Origin of the sequence: Trichocoleus sp. FACHB-46 (assembly GCF_014695385.1) — a bacterium.
Lineage (GTDB): Bacteria > Cyanobacteriota > Cyanobacteriia > FACHB-46 > FACHB-46 > Trichocoleus.
Genome location: NZ_JACJOD010000011.1, coordinates 60,808 through 72,684, shown reverse-complemented (window position 1 = coordinate 72,684; position 11,877 = coordinate 60,808). Strand labels below are relative to the sequence as shown.

Here is an 11,877-nt window from a genome sequence, read left to right as displayed (position 1 = left end):
CCGCAGGAAACGCGGTAGATTCTTACGGGTGTTACCACAAAGCCTATCATTTCCTCCCTAGCAACCGATATTCTCTCGACGCTCTTGCCCTTCCCTGCTACTGAACTATGAGCTTGAATCGCCGTCAATTTCTGGTTTTAAGCGGTTTAACAGGAGGTTTTGGTGTAGCAGTGCTAATGCAAAGAACCTTTGCAGAATCAGCCATCCAGCGCTCGCCCGCTCCTAGCCAGCCGCCGCCACCCAAAGCATCAACTCCCACCCAACCTGCCAATGCCAACGTCGGCCAAGCGATCGCACCTCAAGGGATGTTTGCTCCACCTAGAGGCGATGTGCGAATTGCGGTGATTAGCGACTTAAATAGCCAATACGGTTCCACGGACTATGAGGCAGAAGTAGATAAGGCGATCGCCCTAATTCCTGCTTGGCAACCGGATTTGGTGCTATGTGGGGGCGACATGGTGGCAGGCCAATCTCAATCGTTGTCTGATGGGGAAGTGCAAGCGATGTGGGCCGCATTCGATCGCCACATTGGGGCACCGCTCCGCAAAGCCAAACTGCCCTACGGCTTTACTGTTGGCAACCACGACGCTTCTGCAGCTCTGTCCTCCGGTGGCACCTTCTTATTTCAACGCGATCGCAATTTAGCTGCCGCCCACTGGAATAACCCAAAGCACAATCCGGGTTTGCAGTTTGTCGATCGCGGTAAATTCCCCTTCTACTACACGTTTCAGCAAAATGGCATTTTCTATTTAGTTTGGGATGCTTCTAGCGCGACCATTCGAGCGGATCAACTGGCTTGGGTGGAAAAAAGCTTAGCCAGTCCTGCGGCTCAAAAGGCCAAGTTACGCATTGCCATTGGTCACTTGCCCCTCTATGCCGTAGCTGTGAGGCGCGATCGCCTGGGTGAAATTCTCGACCAGCCGGATAAGTTGCGATCGCTGCTAGAAAAATATCGAGTCCATACTTACATCAGCGGCCACCACCACGCCTACTTTCCGGGGCATCGCGGCAAGCTAGAACTGCTGCATGCAGGGGCGATCGGAGCTGGACCTAGGCGCTTGCTCAACAGCGATCGCCCCCCACAGAAGACCTTAACCATTGTGGATGTCAAGCTAGGTTCAGCTTCGACGACTTACACCACCTACGACATGACCACGCTGCAACTGGTAAAGCATCAAGACCTACCCAGAATCATTGTGGGTCCCAATGGTTGGGTACTCCGCCGAGATGTGCAGGAAGCAGACATGACCCCAGAGGAGCGATCGCTGATTTAAACCCTGCCAACCCAATAGCCTGCTAGCAATAGGGCGTTACATCCTCACCACATTTATCGGCAAGGTAAGAGAGCGCCCGAAACCGCAAACCCACCAACTGCTCGTAGAGCGGATTTAGCTTGCACAGGGGAGGAATATGCACGACCTTACGACCAAATAGTTGAATATCGCGCTCGAAGGGACATTGAGCGGGAATCAGCTTACAAAGGAAGCGAGCCACCTGAGGATCTTGAACGTCTAGTTCATCGAGCCATTCCCGCACCGGATGCAGCAAATCGGCTTTTTCCGCTTCTGTCAGGTTAAGCGGAGCGACTGGAGCGGAAGCTAGGTTTTGGCTGGTCGAGGTTGTGTCTGATGGATGATAGAGGGTGTGGCGCAAGGCTTCCAGCACTTCTAAACTTTGCCCCAGCGCTTGGCAAAACTGCTCTAACTGAGCGTCTTCTTGAGCCGAATAGGTACCATCTGCGATCGCTACCATCACAGCCGTGCGGAGGAAGTGTTGGGCAATTTCATTGCTTTGGCCCAAACTGGCAGCCAGTTCCCTCGGTGTGATTGTTGTTGTGGCTTCTAAGCTGCTCGAGGGAGCCAATTCTTGCTGGGTCAGGCTAGTGATTAGCTCTTGCTCTTCCCGGTCAAAGTTGCCATCAGCCCAAGCGATCGCGAGTAGCCCTCTCAACCAGGCAGAAATTTGATCGCTAGTTGGAGGGGATTGCGCCAGATCAGACATAAAATTCTACTGAGTTTCAAGTTGCGATTTTGAACCGATTTTAGCTCTAGTCTTGGCTGAGCTACCTGTAAACTAAACTGGCAATTCCCTGTGAGGCAGTTCTGTGACCCTGCAAGAATTTAGTTTGTTGTTAATGTCAATTGTCGCTAGTGTAGCGGGGCAGTTCTTTCTCAAAGCAGGGGCACTCAAACTCGGCAAGGTGAATGTAGACAATATGTTAGGGCACATCCTTAGCATTCTGTTCACTCCTGAGTTGCTGGCGGGCCTGACCTGTTATGCCTTTGGCGCGATCGCCTATATTTTGCTCTTGACTCGCGTCAAGCTGAGTATTGCCGCACCTTCGGTGGCCTTGAGTTACGTCTTTGCGGTGATGCTAGGCTACTTTTTATTTCGCGAAACCATCCCTGTCAGTCGAGTCATCGGACTGGGTTTGATTGTCAGCGGTGTAGTTTTGGTCGCTTGGCAAAAATAAACTGGCTGGCGCTTGCCCAGTCTACTTGGCGGAGAGCTTAGAGATATGGCTGCAAAATCTCTGCGGTAGCCTGTCCAGTTTTCGCCCAGCTAAACTGTGTGGCTCTCGCTAATCCTCGCTCGCGCAACTGCGATCGCAAACTCGTATCCGTCGCGATCGCTTGCATGGCCTGGGTTAATTCGGCCACCCGATAGGGATTCACCAAAACAGCCGCATCACCCGCCACTTCTGGCAAAGAAGCCAAATCTGACGTGATCACCGGAGTACCACAGGCCATTGCCTCCAATACAGGTAAGCCAAATCCTTCCCAGAGGCTCGGAAACACCAAGGCGATCGCCTGATTCAGCAATCTGGGCAATTCAGCATAGGGCACGTAATCGAGAAACTTCACTTGCTGTTGAAGGTTTAACTCGGCAATTTGGGTTTGTAGGGCGGGAGTGTATCGCGGGTCGGTGGGTCCTGCCAGCCACAGTTCATAGTCAGAGCAGTTCGGCAAAGCCGCAAAAGCTGCTATCAAACGCTGTGGGTTCTTGTGGGGATTGTGACGGCCTAAATAGAGGAAATAATTTTTTCCGGGTAAGTGCAAGTCGTGAAAGTTGCTGGCATCATAAGCCAACGGAATTGCTATTACTTTTTTAGCTGAGATACCAAAAAAATCAACGACATCTTGAGCAGTTGCCTGCGAGTTACAGATAATTTGTTCTACCTGTCTTAGAACAGCAGGAATATAGTAGCGACAATACAGCTTTTGAGCCGAAGAAAACCACTGCGGAAAGTGCAGAGGAATCAAGTCATGAATTGTGACAATCGCCCTACAGCTTTTTGAAATAGGTGACTCTGGAACTGGGGAAAATAATAATTTAGAACCAAGATTTTGATAAATTTTTGGCAAATAGAATTGAGTCCAAAGTAATCGTTTGAGATGCCCCTTGGCTCCAAACTCTGTTGTTAAGCCTATAGGAGCTGGATACGTCTTTATATTTTCTGTCAAAGGTGTTGGACTAACCGCTTTAATGTCTGGCAGAGGCAGCGCCTTCAGTAAATTGAGACTATAGGTTGCCCAACCTGTCGGTCTTTCTGGCAAAAAGGCTAAATTAACGAGGAGTGACATTGAGACTTGATCTGGGTTTAAAGCTTAAAGGATATTGCTTAAAGTTGAATAACAATAGAAGAATCTTACCAAAAGTGGGATTTAAAGTTTTCAGAAAAAGACTCAGAAATTTAATTAAAAGGTAGAGTCTTACTAGAATTTGCTCCACCAAAGAGCAATGTTTTTGATAGTAATAAAGTTGACTCTTGCGATACTCAATTGCCATTGCATCAGCTCGCTGATTCACAGATTGCCCTTTCAAGTGAATCAGTGCGGTTTGAGGAGTATAGAGAATTTTCCAGCCTTGGTTTCGCGATCGCTGACACAAATCTGATTCTTCAAAGTACATAAAGAAGTTTTCATCAAATCCACCCAAGCTATCAAACACCTCTTTTCTAATGAAAATTGCTGCCCCAATTACAATCTCGACTTCTTGAATTACCTGGAATTGTTGGCTAATTGCTGCTTGATTATTGGCACTTTGATACTTTTTTAACTGTTGTTGCGCTTGGTATTCCCCTCGCAAGCCGATCGCAGGAACTACTGAAAGCTGCAAAGTACCATCTGGGTTAAGCAGTTTTGGCCCAATCAGCCCCACATCCAAGTGAGTTTGCATCAAGGCCAATAAGTGTGGTAGTGGATCACTGAGCAGGACAGTATCAGTATTCAGTAGAAATAAGAAATTTCCCTTGGCCGCTTGAGCACCTAAATTATTTCCTGCCCCGAAGCCTAAATTTTTAGATGATTGAATGAGCTGCACTTGAGGAAATTTTTGTGCGACTAGCTCTAGGCTGCCATCGGTGGAGGCATTGTCTACCACAATGACTTCATAAGTAACCGAATGAATAAATTTTTCAATCGAATCGAGGTAGTCTAGAATAACTCCTAGGCCGTTGTAATTAACTGAAATAATTGAAACTAAAATATCTTGTTTATCTAATTGCATTAGTCAGGAAATATCATCAACGCTAACCAATCTTGAATAATTTTGGCGTCAACTTTTGGCGCAATTTTCGCAAGTCAAATAATAGCTTTAAGGCCCAAATCCTTAAGGCAATTCCTTCAGAACCATAGCCTGCTTGCCAACTTTGCCAACCTAAGCGAAGAATGCCTAAACCAAAGTCTAATCGGCGATCGCTAAACGGATCTTGCCATTCAGGATTGTTAGATTGTTGAAAGCGTAGATAGAAAGCCTGACTCAAATTTCGATGAATCAGGTAACTTTTACCCGTAATCCGACATTTTTTACTGAGCCAAACAATCAATTCTCGGTAGAGTTTCCCGGCATCTCTAACTACTCCAATAGTATTAGAACCATGAATTCTATATCTGACTAGAGGCTGCCGCACATGGGCAACTTTTCCTAACTGTGCTGCTACGATCGCCACCCAAACATCGTGATACCAATTCACCTCTACTTGAGGCGGAAACGGCAGCACCGAGGACAACAACGTCGCACAAAATAGTACCGAACAGCCTGTCACAGTGTTTCGTAGAAGCAATAGCTCGGCTGTGAGTTTTTCCGGGTGGCGGCTCTCGAACTCCCAAGCCGAAGCGTGCAAGGTGCGATCGCTTCCATCAATCAGTTCTAAGTCAGAATGCACTAGCAGCGCTTGCTCAGCTCGTAGAGTTTCTAGCAACAGGCTCAGCTTATGGTCTTGCCAGATATCGTCCTGGTCGGCAAAAGCGATCGCGGTCACTGTGGAGTCGGTAGCTACAGACTGCAAACCCCGCTCAAAGTTGTGATAGGAATTGAGATTTTGGGGATGGAAGTGACAGATAAAGCGATTATCGCTGCCTACGGTGTCTCGAATTAGCTGCTGCGACTCAGGTTGCGAACGATCATCGACAATATGGCAAACCCAGTTTCGCCAAGTTTGGCTTTGAATTGATTGAATTTGCTGGCGAAAATAGGCTGGGTTCGGGTTGTAAGTAGCGAGAACAATGGCAATTTTTTCTGGGCCTGGCATGCTGGTATCCCTAGGCCAGTTCAATTTGGCAGTCATCCCCCACCATAAATCTCAAGGCTTTGGGTCGGCGGGGATGCACTGTCAGGGAGGCATTTCGACCAATCACGCTGTCCACGATCCGCTGATGAATATTGACGACTCTAGCGCCTTGCAAAATCACGCTGTGGTCAATATCAGTGTCAATCAGGGTGACTTTGTCAGCAATGCTGCTGTAAGGACCGATAAAGCAATTTTCTAAGTGACAGTTTTGGCCGATGATCACAGGGCCGCGCACAGTACAGTTAATCAGTTGTGAGCCTTCGCCAATCGCGACCCTGCCGCTAACCTGGGATTGGGCATCAATTTCGCCCACAATTTGAGGATTTACATAACTGTCGAGAATGATTTGATTGGCAGCGAGCAAATCATCTTTCTTGCCGGTGTCCAACCACCAACCTAGTAGTTGAGTCGCCTGGACTTGGCGTTGTTGATCGATTAAGTATTGAATCGCGTCGGTAATTTCTAATTCGCCACGTGTAGATGGTTGGATATTGGCGATCGCGTGGTGAATCACGGGGGAGAAGAAATAGACCCCCACCAAAGCCAAATCCGAGGGAGGTTGCTGTGGCTTTTCAATCAAGCGCACAATCCGTCCATCCTCCGCCACCTCTGCCACCCCAAAGGCACTGGGGTTCTTTACCGAGCGCAGCAGAATCAAGGCATCGAGGTCTTGCTGAGTGAATTTATCTAAGAATTGCTCCAGCCCATCTTGGATCAAGTTATCGCCCAAATACATGATGAAGGGCGAATCTCCCAAGAAAGGTTGAGCCACTTTCACGGCGTGAGCTAAACCTGCGGGTTGTTCTTGCAGAATATAAGTAATTTTGGCCCCAAAGCGATCGCCCTCTCCCGTCTTGGCCTTTACTTCTGCACCCGTTTCGGGGCTAATAATGATGCCAATATCAGTGATGCCAGCCGCTACAATCCCTTCAATGCCATACCAAAGAATTGGTTTATTGGCGACGGGCACTAGTTGCTTCGCTCCTGTATAGGTCAGCGGTCGCAGACGTGTCCCTTTACCGCCGGAGAGAATTAGCGCTTTCATGGGTTTGAGCATAAAGTTCGGCTAGCATGTGCCTGAGTCCTTGTCGCCAGTGGGGGGGATAAGTTCCCAGGACTCCCGCTATTTTTGCACAAGAGAGGACTGAGTAGGCTGGACGCTGAGCGGGCGTAGGATATTCAGCCGTTGTAATCGGAATCACTCGTTGCACTTTGAGCGGCAAGCCTAATAGTTTGGCTTCTTCAAAAATGGCAACAGCAAAGTCGTACCAACTGGCTACGCCGCTATTGGTGTAGTGGTAGATGCCTGCGTGTTTGGGATTTGCGTGAGGAATGAACTGAGCGATCGCCTGAGCTAAATCCTTAGCCCAAGTGGGACTACCAATTTGATCGGCTACCACGCGAATTTCTTCACGCTCAGCTCCTAGACGCAACATAGTTTTGACAAAATTACCTTTGCCATAGCTGCCATAAACCCAAGCGGTTCTGAGAATGGCGTAGTTGGAAGTGCTGAGCGCGATCGCGGTTTCTCCCATTAATTTTGATTTGCCATAAGCCCCCAAGGGATGGGTAGCATCTGTTTCTAAGTAAGGGTGGCTTTGCGTGCCGTCAAATACATAATCGGTTGAGATATGGATCAAAAAAGATCCCCCACGTTGGGCGGCTGCCGCTAAAACTTGAGTTGCTGTGGCATTAATCGCGATCGCTTGCTCTAATTCCGCTTCCGCTTTGTCTACCGCTGTGTAAGCCGCAGCATTCACCACAATTTCTGGTTGAATCTGATCCATCACCTGCCGAATTTGTTCAGGCTGGGCTAGATCTAGTGCGGCTCGCCCTAAGCTGGTGACTTCTCCGAAAGAGGTGAGGCAAGTTCTTAGCTCTTGCCCCACTTGGCCATCTGCCCCAGTGACTAAAATCCTTTTCATGGAAACATCTCTGCCGCTTTGAAAAGTTGTCCTGCTTGATCTTTTGCTGACAGAATCGGGGTCTCTCCGGCCAATGGCCAGGCGATCGCTAATTCTGGATCATTCCACAAAATGCAGCGCTCTCCACCGGGAGCGTAGTAATCCGTCGTTTTGTACAGAACTTCGGCAACCTCTGAAATCACAAAAAATCCGTGAGCAAAACCCGCAGGTATCCACAACTGCTGCTGATTTTCGGCACTGAGCAAGCGCCCTACCCATTGCCCAAAAGTGGCGGAACTGCGGCGAATATCAACGGCCACATCAAACACCGCCCCTACCACCACTCGGACTAATTTCCCTTGTGGCTGCTGAATTTGGTAATGCAACCCCCGAAGCACATTCTTTTGGGAGCGAGAATGGTTGTCTTGGACAAAAGAGACAGGAATTCCTGTCTTATCGTCAAATAATTTTTGGTTAAAGCTTTCAAAAAAGAAGCCGCGATCGTCTCGAAAAACCCGAGGTTCAATCAGTAAGACATCTGGAATCTCAGTTGGCACAATATTCATGGTCACTTCTCACACAGATTGCTCAGCGCTTAGCGGCTATTAGGGCGACATTTGGCCAGTTGCGTTCCCAGAATATCATTGTTGGGGCTGGCTCAAAGTACTGGTTCAAAGCACTGGCTCAGAGCAATAGATGCCAAAAATTTTCTGTAATCTCTATTCACAATCGTGAGAGTGAGGTGAGCGATCGCATGAACTTTATGAAATTTATCTAAAATTTACAAAGCAACAATTTTTGTTTTCAGTACGTTCACGCATGTAACGTTAGAATTAAGCGAAAGCATGCAATCTATTTTTAACTAAATTAATTTTTTCAGTGAGGATCAGTTAGTCAGCTTTAAGCTAAGACAGAACTGTAAGTAAGACAAAACTGCCAGCCTCAACTTTAGATAATGACAGATTTTATGGAGTCAATCTTAGCCTGAAGTGTTTGCGTAAACTTGCGCAAAGCGAAGGTGCTCTAAGGTCTGCGTTTTTAGGATAGCGACTGAGTTATGACAGCTTAAAACTACTGAGCTGATGACTAGCTCCATCAAAGCAGTAGTAGTGTGTTCCCTGTTTTCTGCGGCTGGTCAAATATCCGAGCTATTGAATTAAAAGAGACCGAAATTTAGTGGACAGGCTAAATACACATCAACATTTAAGTTGGCAGGCTGAGGAGTCGTCAGAGACATCTCTGCCAGAGTTGCAGACGCACGGAGCACCGCAGCGAGCAGCTTCGTCTCGAATTCAGCAATTGGAAGCTGAGCTTTGGGTCGAGCGCTTTTGCAATCAACTCAGCGATCGCCTAGCCAACCAACTCCTGAACCACAAACATCAACCGGAACTCGCGACTGCGCTACAGCCAGAAGCAGAAATTTTTCAAATCATTGTCAACGAGCTGAGAAGCGCTCTAGGCAGCGGAATCGTTGCGATCGCCCTACCTTACCAGTCACCCACTCCTCCCTTAGCGACAGTTCCAGCCGCTTCAGAAGCAATACTGGCTTTTCGCATCGGTCATGTAGCGCCTCAGCAATTGCAGCGCTCCAGCAATTCCGTGACACCCATCGCGATCGCCACTAGCAAGCCGTTCAAATTTAGTTTGGGTGAATTGTTGCCCCTGACTGATTTACAAACGCTGCATGACCAAAGCGATCCGATTGCTTGGCCAATTCTGAATTTGGATGGCAAAGCTTTGGGTTGGCTAATTGCTTCTGATGTTGTTTGTGATGCGGTTGGCGAAACCAAACTGGCCACCTTGCAAGCCTGGCAGGAACCCTTAAGAACCCATTTAATTGAACGGCTGATCCATCAATGTGCGATCGCAGTTCAGCAAGCTCGACAACTGAATGCCACTTGTCCGCAGTGCCAAAACCTAGAAGCTCGTAACCGGGAGCTAGAGCGCTCCAATCAACTCAAGAGTGAGTTTTTAGCCAATACGAGTCACGAAATTCGGACTCCCCTCAGCTCCATTCTAGGTTTTACTCATTTGTTACGAGAGCAAGGCTTCAACCCCAGTAGCCTCCGCCATCGAGAATATCTCAACATTATTTTGACGAGTGGTCAGCATTTATTAGCCTTAATTAATGACATTTTGGATTTGTCCAAAATCGAAGCGAATCAACTCGATTTGCAATGTGAAACGACTAAAGTTGAAGAGATTTGTCGTAGCGTTCTGAAATTAGTCAAAGAAAAAGCTAGCGACAAAGGCTTAGAGTTGCGCCTTGACCTCGATCCAAATGTGACAACGTTTGTTTCTGACCCGTTGCGGTTGAAGCAAATGTTATTCAACCTACTATCCAACGCTTTGAAGTTCACCACCAAAGGCACTGTAGGTTTACAAGTCCGGTTAGCGGGGATTTTTCTGGACTTCACTGTTTGGGATACCGGAACCGGGATTTCTCACGAACAGCAACAACAGTTGTTTCGGCCTTATTCACAGATTGCCAATGCCGTGGTGAGCCGAGACGAAGGCACAGGTTTAGGCTTAGCTTTAACCCAGAAGCTAGCTGAACTACATGGCGGTTGGGTAGAAGTCGAGTCAGAACTCAATCGGGGTTCGCGTTTTACTGTCAAGTTGCCATTAACGCCGCAGCTCAACACTCAGCCTATGCGGGAATGCGCGGAAGCTTTGCCTGCAATCTCTACAACAGCCAGCCCCGCAGTCAGCTCTACTTCTGCTGTCGTGGAGAGTGCTGCCAAGTATCAAGTTGAGACTGAAATTACTGCCTCTCACTCAAGCCCTCGATCTAACCCTCGGTCTAACCAGAGTCCAGGCAAGCCAAGAACCACCCCAGACATTGCCAGCCCGACTAGCTCAGCTACTCCTACGGCTCAGCGATCGCGCTTGAAGCGAACTGCCATGCAAGCAGCGAGTCCCTCGGCTCAAGCTGCTCTACGCCACAACACAGAATCAGTGATAGCAGCAACTCCGGAAGAGATTGCTACAGGTATGCGAATTTCAAGCCGCCCCAGAGCCCTGAGTACGCACACTCGGCCCTACCATATCCTGCTGATCGAAGACCACGTCCCCAATGCCAAGCTGTTGATTGCTTACCTGAGCAAGCTGGGTTATGAAGTCACCTGGGTCAAAAATGCGACCGAAATGTGGCAAGCGTTAGCCATTTCATTACCTGCTCTGATGTTGATGGACATTCATCTACCTGAGATTGATGGCCTGTGCCTAACCCGTGAGTTGCGGTCTTACCAGGCATACCAACAACTGCCAATCATTGCTCAAACTGCAATGGCGATGACAGGCGATCGCGAAGTTTGCTTGGAAGCAGGCTTCACCGACTACCTCACCAAACCAATTGACTTGAGTGCATTGGCGCAAATGGTAGCGAAATACAGCGGTGGGGTTGAACCCAATCACAGGTTGCCGCAGCAAGCTTGAGCCAGATTAAAAATTCAGTTGAAATTCGCTACCCTAGGTGAGGCGCTTGATGCCAAAAGTTGCCAAAAGCTGCCGAAAGTTAAGTGACTATCATTGCTTGGGGATTGCCAGACCATGCTGCTACAAAAACTTGAGCAATTGAGAACCTTATTGGCCGAAATGGAGCGGGCTCTGATTGCCTACTCAGGCGGCATTGACAGCACCCTGGTTGCTAAAGTCGCTTACGATGTCTTGGGCGATCGCGCCCTCGCAGTCACGGCAGAGTCTCCCTCCTTGATGCCAGAAGATCTGGAGGATGCTCGGATTCAAGCGGCTGAGATTGGCATCGCCCATGAGGTGGTTAACACCCATGAAATGGATAACCCCAACTATGCCTCTAATCCCGTCAACCGGTGCTACTTCTGCAAGAGTGAACTGCACGACACCTTAAAACCACTCGCTCTAGAACGGGGCTACCCTTACGTGGTCGATGGAGTGAATGCAGACGATTTACAAGACTACCGTCCGGGCATCCAAGCGGCCAAAGAAAGAGGAGCGCGATCGCCCTTAGCCGAGGTGGGCATTTCCAAGCTGGAAGTACGAGAACTGGCTAAATCTTTGGGTTTACCGTGGTGGAACAAACCCGCCCAACCTTGCCTCAGTTCACGTTTTCCCTACGGTGAAGAAATTACGGTAGCCAAACTACAAAGAGTCGGACGAGCAGAGCGTTATCTGCGCGATTTAGGCCTCCAAAATCTCCGGGTGCGATCTGAAGGCGACACAGCCCGGATCGAGTTACCTCCAGAGCAAATCAAAGAGTTTGTCTCAGCTAACGACCTCTCTACCCTCGTGACGGCTTTCCAAAGTTACGGCTTTCTCTACGTTACCCTCGACTTAGAAGGCTTTCGTAGTGGCAAGCTCAATCAAGTCTTACAGCTTGCTAGCAGCAACTAGGCAGTCTCAGAAGTTTTGCCTACAAAACAT

General features: G+C 48.5%; 11 protein-coding genes. 4 read left to right on the top strand and 7 right to left on the bottom strand.

What is annotated here, in order from left to right:
- The first annotated feature begins 107 nt into the window (after positions 1-107).
- Entirely contained in the window at positions 108-1,274 is a 1,167-nt protein-coding gene (locus H6F72_RS06920; RefSeq protein ID WP_190433128.1) for a metallophosphoesterase, read from the top strand.
- Positions 1,275-1,296: 22 nt separating this feature from the next.
- On the opposite strand, the gene H6F72_RS06915 is transcribed toward H6F72_RS06920, so the two are convergent.
- Positions 1,297-2,001, bottom strand: a complete 705-nt coding sequence (locus H6F72_RS06915) for a Mo-dependent nitrogenase C-terminal domain-containing protein (protein ID WP_190433126.1) — start codon at positions 1,999-2,001, stop codon at positions 1,297-1,299.
- Positions 2,002-2,104: 103 nt separating this feature from the next.
- Here H6F72_RS06915 and H6F72_RS06910 point away from each other — a divergent pair, with 103 nt between their 5' ends.
- Positions 2,105-2,473, top strand: coding sequence for an EamA family transporter (locus H6F72_RS06910; RefSeq protein ID WP_190433124.1), 369 nt, complete (start codon positions 2,105-2,107; stop codon positions 2,471-2,473).
- 37 nt (positions 2,474-2,510) lie between these two features.
- On the opposite strand, the gene H6F72_RS06905 is transcribed toward H6F72_RS06910, so the two are convergent.
- The 6 genes from H6F72_RS06905 to rfbC are packed head-to-tail and all read right to left on the bottom strand — an operon-like array spanning position 2,511 to position 8,042.
- Complete coding sequence (locus tag H6F72_RS06905) at positions 2,511-3,584, bottom strand: glycosyltransferase family 1 protein (protein ID WP_190433122.1); 1,074 nt, start codon at positions 3,582-3,584, stop codon at positions 2,511-2,513.
- Positions 3,568-4,509 carry a glycosyltransferase family 2 protein gene (locus H6F72_RS06900; protein ID WP_190433120.1) on the bottom strand — a complete coding sequence of 314 codons (942 nt, stop codon included), beginning with the start codon at positions 4,507-4,509 and terminating at the stop codon, positions 3,568-3,570. The genes H6F72_RS06905 and H6F72_RS06900 overlap by 17 nt, the downstream gene beginning before the upstream one ends.
- 22 nt (positions 4,510-4,531) lie before the next feature.
- Positions 4,532-5,533 (bottom strand): glycosyltransferase, encoded by a 1,002-nt coding sequence (locus H6F72_RS06895; RefSeq protein ID WP_190433118.1) that lies wholly within the window; start codon positions 5,531-5,533, stop codon positions 4,532-4,534.
- Positions 5,534-5,543: 10 nt separating this feature from the next.
- Positions 5,544-6,617, bottom strand: a complete 1,074-nt coding sequence (locus H6F72_RS06890) for a glucose-1-phosphate thymidylyltransferase (protein WP_190433115.1) — start codon at positions 6,615-6,617, stop codon at positions 5,544-5,546.
- Positions 6,589-7,497 carry a dTDP-4-dehydrorhamnose reductase gene (gene rfbD / locus H6F72_RS06885; RefSeq protein ID WP_190433114.1) on the bottom strand — a complete coding sequence of 303 codons (909 nt, stop codon included), beginning with the start codon at positions 7,495-7,497 and terminating at the stop codon, positions 6,589-6,591. Before rfbD ends, H6F72_RS06890 begins: the two co-directional genes overlap by 29 nt.
- Complete coding sequence (gene rfbC / locus H6F72_RS06880; protein WP_190433112.1) at positions 7,494-8,042, bottom strand: dTDP-4-dehydrorhamnose 3,5-epimerase; 549 nt, start codon at positions 8,040-8,042, stop codon at positions 7,494-7,496. The genes rfbD and rfbC overlap by 4 nt, the downstream gene beginning before the upstream one ends.
- A gap of 610 nt (positions 8,043-8,652) precedes the next feature.
- Between rfbC and H6F72_RS06875 the strand changes: the two genes are divergently transcribed.
- Both H6F72_RS06875 and larE read left to right on the top strand, forming a co-directional pair.
- Positions 8,653-10,914, top strand: a complete 2,262-nt coding sequence (locus tag H6F72_RS06875; protein ID WP_190433110.1) for an ATP-binding protein — start codon at positions 8,653-8,655, stop codon at positions 10,912-10,914.
- Between the two features lie 114 nt (positions 10,915-11,028).
- Complete coding sequence (gene larE / locus H6F72_RS06870; protein WP_190433109.1) at positions 11,029-11,847, top strand: ATP-dependent sacrificial sulfur transferase LarE; 819 nt, start codon at positions 11,029-11,031, stop codon at positions 11,845-11,847.
- Positions 11,848-11,877: the final 30 nt, after the last annotated feature.

Bases quoted from the DNA above. Each gene is read 5' to 3' on its own strand.
- H6F72_RS06920 (WP_190433128.1), top strand. From the start codon at position 108: ATGAGCTTGAATCGCCGTCAATTTCTGGTTTTAAGCGGTTTAACAGGA.
- H6F72_RS06915 (WP_190433126.1), bottom strand. From the start codon at position 2,001: ATGTCTGATCTGGCGCAATCCCCTCCAACTAGCGATCAAATTTCTGCC.
- H6F72_RS06905 (WP_190433122.1), bottom strand. From the start codon at position 3,584: ATGTCACTCCTCGTTAATTTAGCCTTTTTGCCAGAAAGACCGACAGGT.
- H6F72_RS06900 (WP_190433120.1), bottom strand. From the start codon at position 4,509: ATGCAATTAGATAAACAAGATATTTTAGTTTCAATTATTTCAGTTAAT.
- H6F72_RS06895 (WP_190433118.1), bottom strand. From the start codon at position 5,533: ATGCCAGGCCCAGAAAAAATTGCCATTGTTCTCGCTACTTACAACCCG.
- H6F72_RS06890 (WP_190433115.1), bottom strand. From the start codon at position 6,617: ATGAAAGCGCTAATTCTCTCCGGCGGTAAAGGGACACGTCTGCGACCG.
- rfbD (WP_190433114.1), bottom strand. From the start codon at position 7,497: ATGAAAAGGATTTTAGTCACTGGGGCAGATGGCCAAGTGGGGCAAGAG.
- rfbC (WP_190433112.1), bottom strand. From the start codon at position 8,042: ATGAATATTGTGCCAACTGAGATTCCAGATGTCTTACTGATTGAACCT.
- larE (WP_190433109.1), top strand. From the start codon at position 11,029: ATGCTGCTACAAAAACTTGAGCAATTGAGAACCTTATTGGCCGAAATG.